Origin of the sequence: Sphingopyxis sp. C-1 (assembly GCF_001047015.1) — a bacterium.
GTDB lineage: Bacteria > Pseudomonadota > Alphaproteobacteria > Sphingomonadales > Sphingomonadaceae > Sphingopyxis.
The window spans coordinates 209,242-225,385 of the sequence record NZ_BBRO01000001.1 but is presented as its reverse complement, the minus strand read 5'-3'; the positions used below and the strand labels follow the sequence as shown (position 1 = coordinate 225,385).

The window sequence follows — 16,144 nt, the reverse complement described above, 5'->3', positions numbered from 1 at the left end:
TCGCATGATCCGCATCCCCCGTCTCGATCCAACCACGCCCGCGAACCTGACAGCGGACGGTCGCGAAGGCCAGCCCTTCGTCACCGGCCACGAACCGGCCCCCTACAGACCGACCATGATTTTCTTCGCTTATCAGGCCATTAATCCTCTTCCGCAGGAAAAGCCGCAGTCCCGCCAAGCTATTCCCCGCGCGGGACCATGAACGGAACAGAGACAAGGGAACAGAAACATGCGGACCCGACGACCATCGAACCTCCTCTGCGACGAACGCGGCGCGACCGCGATCAAATATGGGCTGATCGCCGCGCTGATCTCGCTCGCGTGCATCATCGCCTTCCAGATGCTCGGGCTCAGTCTCGAATCTATCTTCACGACGATCGACGAGGCGCTGAACCGATAATCCTACATCATATAAAGAATTCTTTATATGTCTGTTGACAATCACTGAGCGGCCTCTATCCTGAAAGCTGTCGAGGTTCTTCGCGTCGTCATGCGCCGCGAAGCTAAGACGGGAAGCCGGTGCGCCTCGCAAAGGGGCAATTCCGGCGCTGCCCCCGCAACTGTAAGCGGCGAGCGGCGGTCGTTACGTGTCACTGGTTCGGCAAGGAACCGGGAAGGCCAGACCGCAGCATTGACCCGCGAGCCAGGAGACCTGCCTCGTCAGATAACGTCCTCCGGCGGGGTGTCCGGTCAGGCCGCATGCATGGCTGCGCCCGACCTTGCTTCGCGGGCGTGGAATCCTGTGCGTTCGCGTCTGCCCGGCGCCTTGCTCCTTGCAAGGTGCTTGAAGAATGACTGTCAGCGTCGCCACTCTCGGCTTCCCCCGCATCGGCCTCCGCCGTGAACTCAAATTCGCGCTCGAAAGCTATTGGGCCGGGAAATCCTCCCTCACCGACCTGCAAACCGCCGCCGCGGGGCTGCGCGCGCTCCACTGGACGCGGCAAAAAGCGCTCGGCGCCGACATCCTGCCCTCGAACGACTTCTCGCTCTATGACCATGTGCTCGATACCTCGGCGCTCGTGGGTGCTATCCCTCCGCGCTACGACTGGGCAGCCGACACCGTCGACCCTGACCTCTATTTCGCGATGGCGCGCGGCGCGCAGAACGCCTGCTGCGGCGGCGATACGACCGCGATGGAAATGACCAAATGGTTCGACACCAACTATCATTTCCTCGTCCCCGAACTCACCGCCGGCCAGACCTTCCGCATCGCCTCGACCAAGATCTTTGACGAGTTTGCGGAAGCCAAGGCGCTCGGCCATGCGACGCGCCCCGTCCTGCTCGGCCCCGTCAGCTATCTGATGCTCGCCAAGGGCAAGGCGGTCGAGCCGCTCGCCCTGCTGCCCCAGCTCCTCGACACCTATGCAGAGATTCTCGCTCGCCTCGCCGCGCTTGGTGCCGACTGGGTCCAGATCGATGAGCCCTGCCTCGTCCTCGACCTGACGGGCGACCAGCGCACCGCCTTCGAGCGCGCCTACGCCCGGCTCGCGACGCGCGGGCCCAAGCTGATGCTCACCACTTACTTCGGCGGCCTCGGCGACAATCTCGATCTCGTCGCGGACCTTCCCGTCCACGGCCTGCACCTCGATCTCGTCCGCGCGCCGGATCAGCTCGCCCCCGCGCTGGCGAAGCTCCAGCCGCATGTCCTCCTCTCGCTCGGCGTCATCGACGGCCGCAACATCTGGCGCGCCAACCTCCCCGACCTCTATTGGCGCCTCAAGGAACTTGCGGCCAGGCGCGACGTCATCCTCGCGCCCTCATGCTCGCTCCTCCACGTCCCCGTCGACCTCGCGCTCGAAACCGGCCTCGATCCCGAAATCGCCCAGTGGCTGGCGTTCGCCGCGCAGAAGGTGGAGGAACTCGCCGCGCTGGCCAAGGCGCTGAACGAAGGCGAGGACGCAAGCTTCGCCGCCTTCTCCGCCTCGCGCATCGCCGCGGTCGCACGCCGGACCTCGCCCAAGATCCACGACGCGCAGGTGGCGCAGCGCCTCGCCGCCCTCGACGCCGGCGCCACCCACCGGACCTCCCCCTTCGCCGTCCGCCGCGAAGCGCAGCAGGTCCGGCTGAACCTCCCCGCCTACCCCACCACGACGATCGGCAGCTTCCCGCAGACCGCAGAGGTCCGCAAGGCGCGCGCCGCGCACGTCAAGGGCGATATCGACGACGCCGCTTACGCCCAATATCTCCGCGTCGAAACGCGCGCCGCGGTGAAATGGCAGGAGGAGGTCGGCCTCGACGTCCTCGTCCACGGCGAGTTCGAGCGTAACGACATGGTGCAATATTTCGGCGAGCAGCTCGCGGGCTTCGCCTTCACCCGCGCCGGCTGGGTGCAAAGCTATGGCTCGCGCTGCGTCCGCCCACCGATCCTCTATGGCGACGTCTCGCGCCCGCGGGCGATGACCGTCGACTGGTGGCGCTTTGCGCAGGACCAGACCGACTTGCCGATGAAGGGCATGCTCACAGGCCCCGTCACCATCCTGAACTGGTCCTTCGTCCGCGACGATCAGCCGCGCGCGACAAGCTGCCGCCAGATCGCGCTCGCGATCCGCGACGAGGTACAGGACCTCGAGGCTGCCGGCGCCGCGATCATCCAGATCGACGAGGCGGCGCTGCGCGAAGGCCTCCCCCTCCGTCGCAGCGAATGGCAGCATTACCTCGACTGGGCGGTCGAAAGCTTCCGCATCGCATCGTCCGGCGTGCGCGACGACACGCAGATTCACACGCATATGTGCTATTCGGAGTTCAACGACATCATCCGCGCGATCGGCGCGATGGACGCCGACGTCATCTCGATCGAGACCGCACGCTCACAGATGGAGTTGCTCGACGCCTTCGCCTCCTACGCCTATCCCAACGAGGTCGGCCCCGGCGTCTATGACATCCACAGCCCCCGCATCCCGGCGGAGCGCGAGATGACCGATCTGCTCACGCTCGCCGCCAAGCACGTCCCGCCCGCGCAGATTTGGGTGAACCCCGACTGCGGGCTCAAGACGCGCAAGTGGGACGAGGTGCGCCCCGCGCTGGTCGCGATGGTCGCCGCGGCCAAATCGATGCGCGCCCGCGCGCTGGTGAAGGAGGCCTATCTTGCCAAGTGATGCCGCGCATCAGGCCATGCCAGCGGGCCAGCCCGCCGTCCGCGTCACTGCCATGCCCGCCAACGCCAATGTCTATGGCGACATTTTCGGTGGCTGGCTGATGGCCCAGATGGACCTTGCCGCCTCGTCGGTCGCGTCGCTCCACGCGCGCGGCCGCGCGGTGACGATCTCGGTGGAGGGCATGTCCTTCCACCGTCCCGTCTTCGTTGGGGACGAGGTTTCGGTCTTTGGCCGCCTTGTAAAAGTCGGCCGCACCTCGATGCATGTCGAGGTCGAAGCCTGGGCTCGCGACCGCCATGCCGAGGAGGCGCACAAGGTCACGCAAGCGGTCTTCATCTTCGTCGCGGTCGGCCCGGACCGCCGACCAAGGGCGGTGCGGGCGCTATCCGGCTAAGCCCCCCTTCCTCGTCACCCCGGGCTTGATCCGGGGTGACGAGCGTAGAAACGCGGCGGTTTTCCTTTGCGTCTTCGCGCCTTCGCGTGAGCCAAATCTTCCCCCCACCCCCTTGCATTTCCCCACCCTCGGCGTAAGGCGGCGCGGACATAAACCTGCGCGTGCGACTCCGCTTAGCTCCGCTCTCCCGAACGGGCATCGGCCGTCATTCCCCGCCGCGCCAACATGGGGACTGCAATCCTATGACCACCACCGGCCACGACACGCTGGGAACCCGTTCGACGCTCGACGTCGGCGGAAAAAGCTATGCTTATTATTCGCTCGACAAGGCTGCGGCCAAGCTCGGCGACGTTTCGCGCCTGCCCTTCTCGATGAAGGTACTGCTCGAAAACCTCCTCCGCTTCGAGGATGGCGGGTTCACCGTGTCAAAGGATGACGTGCAGGCGCTGGTCGACTGGCAAAAGGACCCGCATTCGAACCGCGAGATCCAGTATCGCCCCGCGCGCGTGCTGCTTCAGGATTTCACCGGCGTTCCCTGCGTCGTCGATCTTGCCGCGATGCGCGATGCGATCGCAAAGCTTGGCGGCGACACGACCAAGATCAACCCGCTCGTCCCCGTCCACCTTGTCATCGACCACTCGGTCATGGTCGACGAATTCGGTCATCCCAAGGCGTTCGAACAGAATGTCGAGATCGAATATTATCGCAACGGTGAACGCTATGACTTCCTGAAATGGGGCTCGAAGTCGCTCGACAATTTCAAGGCGGTGCCCCCGGGCACTGGCATTTGCCACCAGGTCAATCTGGAGCATATCGCGCAGGCGGTGTGGTCGAGCCAGGACGCCGACGGCACGACGGTCGCTTATCCCGACACCTGCGTCGGCACCGACAGCCATACGACGATGATCAACGGCCTCGGCGTGCTCGGCTGGGGCGTCGGCGGGATCGAGGCTGAGGCCGCGATGCTTGGCCAGCCCGTGTCGATGCTCATCCCCGAAGTCGTCGGCTTCAAATTCACCGGCAAGCTCAAGGAAGGCGTCACCGCGACCGACCTCGTGCTCACTGCGACGCAGATGCTGCGGGCCAAGGGCGTCGTCGGCCGTTTCGTCGAATATTTCGGCCCCGGCCTCGCGTCGCTGTCGCTCGCCGACCGCGCGACGCTCGCTAATATGGCGCCCGAATATGGCGCGACGTGCGGCTTCTTCGGCGTCGACGACAAGACGCTCGACTATATGCGCCTGACCGGCCGCAGCGACGAGAATATCGCGCTGGTCGAAGCCTATGCCAAGGCACAGGGCCTGTGGATCGTCGAGGGTGCCGCGGACCCCGTGTTCACCGACACGCTCGAACTCGACCTTGCCACCGTCGTGCCGTCGCTTGCCGGTCCGAAGCGTCCGCAGGACCGCGTTTCGCTTCCCGACGTCGACGATGTGTTCAACGCCGACATGGCGAACACCTATAAAAAGGCGCAGACGCGCGTTCCGGTCGAGGGCAAGGATTTCGACATTGGCGACGGCGACGTCACCATCGCCGCGATCACGAGTTGCACCAACACCTCGAACCCCGGCGTGCTGGTCGCCGCGGGTCTGGTCGCGAAGAAAGCCGACGCGCTTGGGCTGAAGCCCAAGCCGTGGGTCAAAACCTCGCTCGCCCCGGGGTCGCAGGTCGTCACCGACTATCTGGTCAAGGCCGGGCTGCAGAAGCATCTCGACAATATCGGCTTCAACCTCGTCGGCTATGGCTGCACGACATGCATCGGCAACTCGGGGCCGCTGGCTGAACCGATTTCAAAGGCGATCAACGAAAATGGCCTCGTCGCCGCGGCGGTGATTTCGGGCAACCGCAACTTCGAAGGCCGCGTGTCGCCCGACGTTCGCGCGAACTTCCTCGCCTCGCCGCCGCTCGTCGTCGCTTACGCGCTCAAGGGCACGGTGATCGAGGATTTCACCACCACCCCGATCGGGCAGGACCAGTCGGGTAACGACGTATTCCTCGCCGACATCTGGCCGACCAATCTGGAAGTTGCCGAGGCGGTGGCGGGCGCGGTCGACCGCGACATGTTCGAGGCGCGCTATGCCCATGTCTACAAGGGCGACGAGCATTGGCAGAAGATCGAGGTCGAGGGTTCGGACACATATCAGTGGCGCGCGGGCTCGACCTATGTCGCCAACCCGCCGTATTTCGAGGGCATGACGATGACCCCGGCGCCGGTGTCGGATATCGTGAACGCCAAGCCGCTTGCGATCCTCGGCGACAGCATCACGACCGACCACATCAGCCCTGCCGGCAGCATCAAGGCGGACTCGCCGGCCGGAAAATGGCTTATGGAACATCAGGTTAGCAAGGCCGACTTCAACAGCTACGGCGCCCGCCGCGGCCACCACGACGTTATGATGCGCGGCACCTTCGCCAACATCCGCATCAAAAACGAAATGGTCCCCGGCATCGAGGGCGGCATGTCGCGCTACGGTTCGGAGGTCATGCCGATCTACGACGCCGCGATGCGTCACAAGGCCGACGGCACCCCGCTCGTCGTTATCGCGGGCAAGGAATATGGCACCGGCTCGTCGCGCGACTGGGCGGCAAAGGGCACCAACCTGCTCGGCGTCCGCACCGTGATCGTCGAAAGCTTCGAGCGTATCCACCGTTCGAACCTCGTCGGCATGGGCGTGCTGCCGCTGCAGTTCCTCGAAGGCCAGAGCCGCGAGACGCTGGGCCTGACCGGCGACGACCAGTTCACCATCACCGGCGTCGCGGACCTGAAGCCGCGCCAGACGGTCACGGTGAACGTCACCCGCCCCGATGGGTCGACGTTCAGCTTCGATACGCTCTGCCGCATCGATACGGCGAATGAGGTCGAATATTATATGAACGGCGGCATCCTGCACTATGTGCTGCGCAAGCTCGCGGCCTGATGATACACGGGGGCGATGAGCGGACTTCTTCTCTTCGCCCTCGGCTTTCTCTGCGGCGCCGGCCTCGTACTGGCGCTGCGGCGTGACAGCGGCGCGCGCGACCTGACGGGTCCGCCGCCGCGGGCGCCCTCCCCGCCCCGCAGCGTGCAAATCGACGCGGCACCGGTGACCGTACAGGTCCATACCGAAGTCCATAGCGACGACCAGATTCTCGAAATGATCCGCCGCGGCCGCAAGATCGAAGCGATCAAGCGGATGCGCGACCTGACGGGAATGCGGCTTTCCGAAGCCAAGGATGCCGTCGAGGCTATCGAACGGACATTGCGCTAAGCGCGCTCTTACTGACAAAGGAAAACGCGATGGGTCCGCTCGAAATCCTGATCGAGGTCATCGGCTGGACCGCTGCCGTAATCATCCTCGCTGCCTATGTCCTGCTGTCGATCGGCAGGCTCGATGGCCGCAGCTATCTCTATCAGTGGATGAACGTGGTGGGCGCGGGCGGATTCATCATCAATTCGGGGTATAACGGCGCGATCCCGTCGGCCGTCCTCAACGTCATCTGGGCCGGCATGGGGATATTCACCTTATGGGCCGTGTGGCGCGGCCGGCGGGCGGCGCGCGCCATCACTCCCTAGGGCTTGGCCGCCGCGTTCCACGCCGCGACCTTCGCACGCGTGTCGGACAGCATCTTGTCGATCGCTCGACGGTCCTGAACGACCCCGCGCATCACCACCGCATCGATCGCGCGCGTTGCTGCAATATCCTCAAGCGGATTCGCGCGAAGCAGGACCAGATCGGCCGCCATACCGGGTTTCACCGCGCCATAGCGATCAAGCTGACCGAACCACGCGGGTCCCGCGCGCGTTGCCGAGACCAGCGCCTGCGCGGGGGTCAACCCCTTTTTCTGGAACAGTTCGACCTCGTCATGCAGGCCAAAGCCCGGGTAATTGAAGCTGTTGAGGAAACCCGCGTCGGTCCCGGCGATGATCGGCACGCCGGCTTTGGCGAGCATCGGCAGGATCGTCGCTACGTCCTCGATCTGCTTGTGCCGCGCCGCGATCGCCGCGGCGTCGGCCTTTGCCGCGCGCTCGATCCGCCAGTCATAGGTCTTGCGCAGCTTCGGCCCGATATAGGCGAGGCCCGCATCCTTCGAATGATCTTCGCGATCGAGATTGGCGATGATGCGGCTGCCGTTGAGCGTCGGCGTCACAAAAACGCCCTTCGCGGCGAAATGGCGATAGGCCGCCATCGCGGTTTCGCGATCGAACCCCGCATCGAGCCGACGGTTCGCCTCGGCGCGGTCGATGCGCTTCGCGGCGAAATCGGCGGCAATCGCGGCTTCGTCCTTCGCGCCCGCATTATAGGCATAGTCGAGATGTTCGATCGAGCTGATCCCGGCATCGACCGCCTGCTCCGTAGTCAGCGCCATCGGGATATGGCCCGAAGTCCTGAGCCCGAGCGCCTTCGCCCGCCCCAGCGCATAGAGAAACAACTCGGGTTTCAGCGTGCTGTCGGTGATCTTGACGAAATCGACCTTGTCGCGCGTTTTCAGACGCTCGAGCGCTGCATCGACATCGGCCTCGCTTCCGACTTCGATCGTTCCTTTCCATATCGGTGCGATCCCCTCGATCTTCGCGCCCGAGGTCAAGAGCCGCGGACCGAAAAGGCTACCGCTCGCAATTTCGCTGCGCCATGCAAGCACCTGTTCGGGCAAATCCCCCGAACAGTCGCGGATCGTCGTGATTCCGTTCGCGACATAGAGCGGCAGCAGCGCCTTATTCTCTTCGATCAGTTCGGGGCCGCCGCCGAAATGCACATGCATGTCCCACAATCCCGGGATCAGGTAGCGCCCCTTGCCTTCGACCGTGCGCCCGGCGCGCCATCCTTTGGCGATCGCGGCGTCGTCGCCCACCGCGACAATATCGTTACCCTTCAGTACCACCGCTTGCCCAGCCACGGGCTTCGCCGCTTCGACGTCGATGATCGTGACGTGGCGGATGATGACATCGCCCTGCGTCGGGGCGGCAAAGGCGGGGGACGTCAAGGCAAGCAACGACGACGCAAGGGCAGTGACTAATTGTTTCATGGGCGACCTTTCCAGACTCGGGAAATGCCTTAGCCCCGTCGCGGTCGATACAACAAGGGGAGGATGGTGGGCGCTGACGGGCTCGAACCGCCGACCCTCTCGGTGTAAACGAGATGCTCTACCAACTGAGCTAAGCGCCCCCGAATGTCGCCATATGCGGGAGGTGCGCCCCTGCCATAAGCCGCGCCCGCTGGCAAGCGCGACCTCACGCGATCAGAGCCAGCCGATCCGTTTGAAACGAAGATAGAGCATCAGGCAGATGCCGCCCATGGTGCCAACGATCAGCGGGTAGCCGAAGGCCCATCGAAGTTCGGGCATATGATCGAAATTCATGCCATAGATGCCGGCAATCGCGGTCGGCACCGCCAGGATCGCCGCCCAAGCCGCCAGTTGGCGCGTGATCACGCCCTGACGCTGTTGTTCGAGCATGCCGTTGGTTTCGATCACCGATGCAGCGATATCGCGCAGCCCGGCGAGCCGATATTCCGCGCGCTGCACATGGTCCCATATGTCGCGATAAAATGGGCGCACGACGGGGTCGATATTCGGCAGCTCATCATCGGTCGCAAGGCGCCCCGCGACCTCCTTCATCATCCCGACGAGACGCTGGAAGCGGATAATCTCGTGCCGTTGCTTGTAAAGGTGACGAATTTCGGCGGCATCGAGCGGCGTATCCATGACGCTGTCCTCGACCCCCAGCATCCGCTCCTCGATCGCATCGACCACCGGGAAATAACCGTCGACGATGAAATCGAGCACGGCATAAAGGACGTAATCGGGTCCATGCGCGAGCTTTGCCGACAAGCTTTCGAGTCTTGCGCGCACGTCCGTGTGCGTACGCGCCGACCCGTGGCGGACGCTAACGAAGAAATGCGGGCCGATGAAAAAAGCCGTTTCGCCGGGTTGGATCGTATCGCCATCAAGATTGGCGGTACGCGTGATCAGGAACAACTGGTCGCCATAGGCTTCGACCTTCGGCAATTGATTCGCCTTCAGCGCATCCTCGACCGCCAGCGGGTGGAGGCCGAAACGCTTTGCTATGCCCGCAAGCTCTTCCGGTGTCGGCTCGTAGAGGCCGAGCCAGAAGAAATCACCCGGATCGCAATCTTCGGGAATCGCTTCGTCCGGACCCAGTTCCCGAACAAGCTTTCCATCATGATAAACGCGGGCGGCCATGATCGGCATAGACAGAAACTCCGTTGAATGGCGCTTACATAGTGCGGCCAATCGCGAAGGGAAATGCGCCCCGCGTCGCGGCTAGATATCCCGGCTGTCATACGCCCACTGCAGCAATGCCTGCCGCTGTTTCGGCCGGCAAAAGGGATCGCCCGGCTCGCAATGTTTGCGCACTTGCGCGGCGTGACGCCGGAACGCGCGCCACCGCGCAATCTGGCGGTGGTCCTCGCCCGGCATCCGTCGCCCCGAATAATAGCGGCAATACCATTGGAACCAGCCGCGCGGGTCGTCGGGGTGGATCCACCCTTTCTGCACCCAGACTTGCAAGGGAACACTCGCCCTTATGCCGAAATAGTTGAGCGTGCAGTCGGCCCTTTCGGGCGCAAGCTTCGCGTTTTTGAACCAGCTTGCCGGAAATTCGGCGGTGCAGTCGGTCATATATTTGCCGCAGAATACCCCGAGTTCCAACATCTCGGCAGGCGTGAGTTCGGGTTCGAAATCGGGATCGAACGCCTTTCCCATCGGGGCGGTCCGCGTATAGCGATACCCCTGCTGCATCCGGTCAGTCACGACCACTTCGACGGCATTCTTCATGACCGGAATCATGCCGCGCCAATCGGTATGAACCAAGCCTATTCTTCGAGCGCCTCAAAATATCGGGCCAGCGCATCATAGGCGCCTTCGGCTAGGGCGATGAAGATACGGCGGCCATCTTGCGGATCGTCCCCGCGCACGAACAGGCCGGCGTCGGTCATCGTCTTGATCCAGCGCAGCGCAGTCGTCGCGGGAACCGCAGCGGCGATGCACAGGCTCGACACCGAGACCGGCTGGCGTTCGAGCCGCGCGGCATAGAGGTCGAGCAACATGTCCCACGCCGGATCGGCGAACAGGTCGGCGGGGAAATATTGTTCGCGCATCCGCCGCTGGCGCAGCATCCGTCGCACCGCTTTGGCACGCTGCCGGTCGAGCGTGCGCTCTTCGGGAACGAAGCTGCGCGGCATCGCAGTAAAGTCGCGCGACGGCGTGCGGACCTGTTCCGGATAGTCGGAAAGATCTTCGGTCCGCGAAATATAGCCCGTCGGCGTACCGGGAAGACCGCCCCTATGTCCGGCGAGGTCGCCGAGCAAACGAGAGATGCGCGCGACTTCTTCTTGCAGCCGATCGATCCGCTCCATCGCATCGTCTCGTGCGACATCGTGGAACACGCCGTCCCGCGCGCGCCGCGCCGTCGCCAACGCGACGAGCCGGTCGGTTGGATCGGCGTCGACCAGAAACTGTGCGTTGAGCGACGCGGGAATGACTGCCATGATCCGGTCGAGATCCGGAAGCTCGGTTTCGAAAACCAGGTTGCACCCCTGCGCTTCCGCCGCCGCGCATATGTCAGCCAGCGTTTCGCGTTCGACCGCGTCCGCCCGCGACACCCAGACAATGTCGAGCGTGGCGGTTTTCCGAATATAATTTGCCGCCAAAGGAGCCGATATTGTTTTCGCCAAGCGTACATCTGCAAGCGAAGTCAGATCGGGACAATCGCCCGGTAACCCCACGAACAAAAGTGGCGACGCAACAGCTTCAGGGAGCGACCCACGGAGCGCTTCGGGAGGCTCGTCATGCTCCGCGCCGAAACCGTTCGGCGGAAATGCCGATGTTTCCAATGGCTGCAGGTCTATCATGCTGTCGTCCCCCCTTTCCATAACTCCACCTTGGCGTAAGCATGCCGTCATTTCGGCGATATTCACTTTTCTATTCGCTCCCGTTTGCCGCCAATCCGGACCCAAGCTTGTTCTCGGCATGAGTGGGCGTGCATCGGTCGTCGGGTAATCTGTCCATTCTGGACATGGTTTGTTCTCATCGTCAATACTTAAATCATCCTTGCAAAGCCCCCTTCATCGAGTCAGGCGACACCTATGGTTTCAGGCTCCTCTTCGCTCGCACATCTGCGTTGGCGGCGGCGCTTTCGGTCGCTGCTCGCGCTGCTGCTGCTCGCCGGACTCGCCTTTGCCGCATGGCTGGCGTCGCCGGCCCCGATTGCGACGGTGCCGCTTGTCCATGTGATCGACGGGGACAGCTTGACGGTGCGGCAGGATAACGCGCCGCTGACGATCCGCCTGACCGGTATCGACGCGGTCGAATATCGGCAGGATTGCTCGCGCGCCGCGGAACGCTGGGCATGCGGGCGCGAAGCACGTACCGCGCTTGAAAAACTGGCTGGCCCCGGACCGCTCCATTGCGAATTCGCCGCAAAGGATCGTTACGGCCGCACCCTTGCCGTGTGCCGCTCCGCACCCTTCCCCGACGGGATTGACCTTGGCGCCGAAATGACCCGGCTCGGTTGGGCGGTGGCGACTAGCGACGCCTATATGGTGGAAGAAGCCGAAGCGCAGGCGAAACGGCGCGGCATCTGGCAGGGCGACTTTATCCGTCCCGATAACTGGCGCGCGGCCCACGAACGCACCACCGCCGCTCTCATGTCGCCCGATCCCTAGAAATGGGCCGCTATGCCTCGCGCCCGTTTCGGGCTAGGGCGAGCACATGAACAGCCTGTTTCCCGTCATGATCGGCGGCGCGATCGGCGCCGGCGCCCGTCATATGGTCGGGCAGGCGATGCTCGCGCGGCTCGGCCCCGGCTTCCCGTGGTGGACGTTGTCCATCAATATCGCCGGCAGCCTCCTTATGGGCCTGCTCGTCGGCGCGCTCGCGCGTAGCAGCGATGGCGGCGAAACCGCGCGTCTGTTCGTTGGGGTCGGAATTCTCGGCGGCTTCACCACATTCTCCTCCTTCAGCATGGAATTCTGGATGCTTTTCGAACGCGGTCAAAATGCTCAGGCGGCCGCCTATGTCCTCGCGTCGGTAATCGGCGCGATCTGCGCCTGCGGTCTCGGCCTCTTCATCGTGCGGCAGGTACCGGCATGAGCGAACCCAAGGGAAAGTTCGACGGCGCCACCATCGCCGAGGAGGATGACGGCATTCGCCTCGACCGCTGGTTCAAGCGCCACCGCGAGGGCACGCCACACGCGCTGCTCGCGCGATGGGCGCGGTCGGGCCAACTGACGCTCGACGGCAAGAAGGCCGACGTGTCGGACCGGATTGCGACCGGGCAAAAACTCGTCATGCCGACGCCGCCGGTGGAGGCCGAGGCGCGTCCGGCGCGTAAAGGGCGTCCGCTGACCGACGCCGATATCGATCTGGCGACGGGGATGATGATCCACCGGGACGACAGCGCGATCGTGCTGAACAAGCTGCCCGGCCTTGCAACGCAGGGTGGAACCAAGACCGAGCAGCATGTCGACGGCTTGCTCGACGCGCTGAAATTCGACGGTCCGACGCGGCCCAAACTCGTCCACCGGCTCGACAAGGATACGTCCGGCGCGCTGCTGATCGCGCGCACGCCGCGCGCCGCCGCCTATTTCGCCAAAAGCTTTTCGAACCGCAGCGCGAAAAAGACCTATTGGGCACTGATCGTCGGCGTCCCCGATATTCAGCAGGGCGAAATCGACCTGCCGCTCGCCAAGCAGCCGGGATCGGGCGGCGAGAAGATGCACGTCCACGACAGCGGCCTCGCCGCAAAGACGCGCTATCGCGTCATCGAACGCGCGGGAAACAGTGCGGCATGGGTCGAGCTGCAGCCACTCACCGGGCGCACGCACCAGCTTCGCGTCCATATGGCAGCAATCGGTCACCCGATCGTCGGTGACGGCAAATATGGCGGCAAGGGCGCGTTCCTGACCGGGACGATCAGCCGCAAGATGCATCTGCACAGCCGGCGCCTGCGCATCGACCATCCCGATGGCGGCGCGATCGATATCAGCGCGGATGTGCCCGAGCATTTCGCCGCGAGCCTCGACGCGCTCGGCTTCGACCTTTTGCTCGGCCAGATCGGGATCGACGATATCGCCAAGGGACCGCCACCGAAGGCGGCGGCAAAAGCCGCTGCCAAGGCGCATAGCAAACAGATCCGCAAGGCCAGGCGCGGCGAACGACGCGGACGCACGGCGGACAGCAAGCCGACCGATTTCGTCGGCAAGCCGAAGCCCAAGGCGAAAGCGAAACCGGGCAAGCCCGGCAAGCCGGCGCCTGGGAAACCCGTGGGCAAAAAGCCGAGCGCGAAGAAGCATCCGGCGCGCCCGCCCAAAGCCGGCTGATGCATCCGAATTCCGCCTTCCGCCCGCGGCAGGACGACCTTGCCGAATTGCTTGTGCGCGAGATCGGTTTTGCCGCCATCTTCGCGAACACGCCCGACGGCCCGCGCGTGGCGCACACGCCCGTGGTGCTCAGCGACGACCGGACGACGCTGCAATTCCATCTCGCGCGCGGCAATGCGCTGACGCGGCATCTCGACGGAGCAAATGCGCTTGCCGTCGTACAGGGGCCCGACGCCTATGTTAGTGCGAGCTGGTACGCAGAGGCCGATCAGGTCCCGACGTGGAACTACGTCGCGATCGAGATGGAAGGCATGGCGCGCAAGCTCGACGATAGCGCGCTGGTCGCCCTGCTCGATACATTGTCCGCCCAGCACGAAGCGCGCGTCGGAGCAAACCCGCCATGGACGCGCGCCAAGATGAACCCTGCGCTGTTCAGCAAGATGACCGGTGCCATCACCGGATTCGAGATGCGGATCGCCGCCTGGCGCCCGACGATAAAGCTGTCACAGAACAAATCCGCCGACGAACGCGCGCGCGTGATTGAGGGCGTGGAGGCGACCGGTCATGGCGCGCTCGCGCAGTTGATGCGCCATCTTGGCGGCGATAGGGAGGGTGCATGAGCCAAGCTGACGACGCACTCGCAAAGAAACGCTTCTTTGCCCTTTCGATCATGCGCCTGATGGGCGCCGCCTTTGTCGCGATCGGTTTTATCCTGATCAGCGGCGGGTTTTCGCTCGCGGGGCAGCCGACCGACCGCTGGATTGGCGTCGCGATCGTGCTCGTCGGCGCGTTCGATTTCGCTGTGATGCCGCTGCTCCTCGCGCGCCGCTGGCGGTCGCCCAAAAACCCGTGAAGCGCTTCTGGAAAGAGGTTGCGGTCGTCGCGGACGACGGCGGCTGGGGCATCGCGCTCGATGGCCGGCCAGTGCGTACGCCGCAGCGCGCGCCGCTGGCCGTCGCGAGTATCGCGCTTGCCGAAGCGGTCGCCGCCGAATGGCGCGACGTCAGTGAGACGATCGATCCGGCCGCCATGCCGATGACGGGCTTGACCAACGCCGCGATCGATCTGGCGACGCCCGACCTTATGGCCTTCGCGGCACCGGTCGCCGCTTATGCCGAGAGCGATCTCTTCTGCTATCGTGACGCGCGCGACGCGGCGTTGCAGGCCGAACAGGCCGCGGCGTGGAACCCGCTGCTCGCCTGGGCCGAGGCACGCTATGCGATTGAATTCACGCTGACGCAGGGCGTGCTGCCGGTCGACCAGCCTGATGCGACGATCACGGTCCTGCAAGATGCGGTGCTGGCGCAGGACGCGTGGCGGATCACCGCACTCACGCCACTGGTGACGATCGGTGGGTCGCTTGTCGCCGGACTCGCGCTGCTCGAAAACGCGCTCGACGCGGACGCCTTGTGGGAGGCGGTCAGCCTCGACGACCTCTATCAGGAACGCCGCTGGGGCGCCGATAGCGAGGCGCAGAAAGCGCGCGCGGCGCACAAACGCGACTGGGACAATGCCGCGCGGTTTTTGACGCTGCTTTAGTCGGCGAAATTCGGCTTCCGCTTCTGCATCCCGGCCATCACCGCTTCCATCTGGTTCGGGGTGCGGATCACCTTCACCTGCTCGTCGCTTTCGGCCTGCAATATTTCGGCATCGGTTGCGTCGGCCAGCATGTTGCAAAGCCGCTTGGCCCCGCGGATCGCATGCGGGTTCTTGTCGGCAATCACTTCGGCCAGTTCCATCGCTTTCGCCAGCGGGTCGTCCGACACATGCGTGGCGAAACCGAGCAGCTTCGCTTCCGACCCGTTGAATTCGCGATTGGTATAGATCAGCTCGCGCAGCACATCGTCGGCGACTTGCGTGCGCCAAAGCGCCATGCCGGCGACATCGGGAACCAGGCCCCAGCGCATTTCCATGATCGCAATGCGCGTATCGGGATGAACGATGCGAATGTCGGCGGCGGCCATGATTTGGCTTCCCGCACCAAAAGCGACGCCGTGAACCGCCGCGATCACCGGTACCGGGATTTCGCGCCAGCCCCACGCGGCATATTGGGCGTTGTTCGCAATGCCGCGCGTGCGGTCGGACAGGCTGCCCCCTGCGCTGCTGGCGCCCGGATCGCGATCATTGCTGAGGCTCGACAGGTCGAGCCCGGCGCAGAAGGCGCGGCCTTCGCCCGACAACACGACAACGCGCAGCCCCGCGGTTGCTTTGAGCCGATCGATCGCTTCGGCCAGCGCTTCCCACATCGCGGGGTCGAGCGCATTCATCTTGTCGGCGCGGATCAGGCGGACGTCGGCGATCCCGCCATCGAGCATGGTGATCGAAATACGGTCTTTCAC

At 64.3% G+C, this 16,144-nt stretch carries 18 protein-coding genes, 1 tRNA gene and 1 riboswitch; of the genes, 13 read left to right on the top strand and 6 right to left on the bottom strand.

Features of this window, described 5'->3' with window-relative positions; genetic code table 11:
* Window positions 1-4 precede the first annotated feature (4 nt).
* The 7 genes from SC1_RS21720 to SC1_RS00895 all read left to right on the top strand — a co-directional run bounded on the left by SC1_RS21720 (window position 5) and on the right by SC1_RS00895 (window position 7,039).
* Complete coding sequence (locus SC1_RS21720) at window positions 5-202, top strand: hypothetical protein (protein WP_152682253.1); 198 nt, start codon at window positions 5-7, stop codon at window positions 200-202.
* Between the two features lie 27 nt (window positions 203-229).
* Window positions 230-400 carry a Flp family type IVb pilin gene (locus SC1_RS21430; protein WP_083435610.1) on the top strand — a complete coding sequence of 57 codons (171 nt, stop codon included), beginning with the start codon at window positions 230-232 and terminating at the stop codon, window positions 398-400.
* A 56-nt stretch (window positions 401-456) separates the two neighbouring features.
* Window positions 457-675: riboswitch (cobalamin riboswitch) on the top strand.
* Window positions 676-791: 116 nt separating this feature from the next.
* Complete coding sequence (gene metE, locus SC1_RS00915; RefSeq protein WP_062176344.1) at window positions 792-3,095, top strand: 5-methyltetrahydropteroyltriglutamate--homocysteine S-methyltransferase; 2,304 nt, start codon at window positions 792-794, stop codon at window positions 3,093-3,095.
* A 16-nt stretch (window positions 3,096-3,111) separates the two neighbouring features.
* Entirely contained in the window at window positions 3,112-3,489 is a 378-nt protein-coding gene (locus tag SC1_RS00910) for an acyl-CoA thioesterase (protein ID WP_062176341.1), read from the top strand.
* Window positions 3,490-3,731: 242 nt separating this feature from the next.
* Entirely contained in the window at window positions 3,732-6,404 is a 2,673-nt protein-coding gene (acnA, locus tag SC1_RS00905; protein ID WP_062176338.1) for an aconitate hydratase AcnA, read from the top strand.
* A 15-nt stretch (window positions 6,405-6,419) separates the two neighbouring features.
* On the top strand, window positions 6,420-6,734 hold the full coding sequence (locus tag SC1_RS22330) for a ribosomal protein L7/L12 (RefSeq protein WP_062176335.1): 315 nt from the start codon (window positions 6,420-6,422) through the stop codon (window positions 6,732-6,734).
* Window positions 6,735-6,763: 29 nt separating this feature from the next.
* The gene (locus SC1_RS00895; RefSeq protein ID WP_062176332.1) at window positions 6,764-7,039 is read left to right on the top strand and encodes a hypothetical protein; all 276 of its coding nucleotides are present in this window, start codon (window positions 6,764-6,766) and stop codon (window positions 7,037-7,039) included.
* Here the strand turns inward: SC1_RS00895 and SC1_RS00890 are convergent.
* From SC1_RS00890 to SC1_RS00870, 5 genes are all read right to left on the bottom strand, one after another.
* Window positions 7,036-8,490, bottom strand: coding sequence for an amidohydrolase family protein (locus tag SC1_RS00890; protein WP_062176328.1), 1,455 nt, complete (start codon window positions 8,488-8,490; stop codon window positions 7,036-7,038). The genes SC1_RS00895 and SC1_RS00890 overlap by 4 nt on opposite strands.
* 64 nt (window positions 8,491-8,554) lie before the next feature.
* Window positions 8,555-8,630: transfer RNA gene (locus SC1_RS00885), tRNA-Val, on the bottom strand.
* Window positions 8,631-8,703: 73 nt separating this feature from the next.
* Window positions 8,704-9,675 (bottom strand): magnesium and cobalt transport protein CorA, encoded by a 972-nt coding sequence (locus SC1_RS00880; RefSeq protein ID WP_062176325.1) that lies wholly within the window; start codon window positions 9,673-9,675, stop codon window positions 8,704-8,706.
* A gap of 72 nt (window positions 9,676-9,747) precedes the next feature.
* Entirely contained in the window at window positions 9,748-10,260 is a 513-nt protein-coding gene (locus SC1_RS00875; protein ID WP_202966771.1) for a hypothetical protein, read from the bottom strand.
* A 38-nt stretch (window positions 10,261-10,298) separates the two neighbouring features.
* Complete coding sequence (locus tag SC1_RS00870) at window positions 10,299-11,087, bottom strand: MarR family transcriptional regulator (protein WP_193749074.1); 789 nt, start codon at window positions 11,085-11,087, stop codon at window positions 10,299-10,301.
* A gap of 483 nt (window positions 11,088-11,570) precedes the next feature.
* Between SC1_RS00870 and SC1_RS00865 the strand changes: the two genes are divergently transcribed.
* The 6 genes from SC1_RS00865 to SC1_RS00840 are packed head-to-tail and all read left to right on the top strand — an operon-like array spanning window position 11,571 to window position 15,344.
* Window positions 11,571-12,149: a thermonuclease family protein gene (locus tag SC1_RS00865; protein WP_062176323.1), complete on the top strand. Its 579-nt coding sequence runs from the start codon at window positions 11,571-11,573 to the stop codon at window positions 12,147-12,149.
* A 46-nt stretch (window positions 12,150-12,195) separates the two neighbouring features.
* On the top strand, window positions 12,196-12,576 hold the full coding sequence (crcB, locus tag SC1_RS00860; protein ID WP_062176320.1) for a fluoride efflux transporter CrcB: 381 nt from the start codon (window positions 12,196-12,198) through the stop codon (window positions 12,574-12,576).
* Complete coding sequence (locus SC1_RS00855; protein WP_062176316.1) at window positions 12,573-13,805, top strand: RluA family pseudouridine synthase; 1,233 nt, start codon at window positions 12,573-12,575, stop codon at window positions 13,803-13,805. Before crcB ends, SC1_RS00855 begins: the two co-directional genes overlap by 4 nt.
* On the top strand, window positions 13,805-14,425 hold the full coding sequence (locus SC1_RS00850) for an FMN-binding negative transcriptional regulator (protein ID WP_062176313.1): 621 nt from the start codon (window positions 13,805-13,807) through the stop codon (window positions 14,423-14,425). Before SC1_RS00855 ends, SC1_RS00850 begins: the two co-directional genes overlap by 1 nt.
* Window positions 14,422-14,658 carry a hypothetical protein gene (locus tag SC1_RS00845; protein WP_062176310.1) on the top strand — a complete coding sequence of 79 codons (237 nt, stop codon included), beginning with the start codon at window positions 14,422-14,424 and terminating at the stop codon, window positions 14,656-14,658. The genes SC1_RS00850 and SC1_RS00845 overlap by 4 nt, the downstream gene beginning before the upstream one ends.
* Complete coding sequence (locus SC1_RS00840; RefSeq protein ID WP_062176306.1) at window positions 14,655-15,344, top strand: ATP12 family chaperone protein; 690 nt, start codon at window positions 14,655-14,657, stop codon at window positions 15,342-15,344. Before SC1_RS00845 ends, SC1_RS00840 begins: the two co-directional genes overlap by 4 nt.
* On the opposite strand, the gene SC1_RS00835 is transcribed toward SC1_RS00840, so the two are convergent.
* A complete protein-coding gene (locus SC1_RS00835) occupies window positions 15,341-16,144 on the bottom strand; it encodes a crotonase/enoyl-CoA hydratase family protein (RefSeq protein WP_062176303.1) in 804 nt (267 codons plus the stop codon). The two genes, SC1_RS00840 and SC1_RS00835, sit on opposite strands and share 4 nt — an antisense overlap.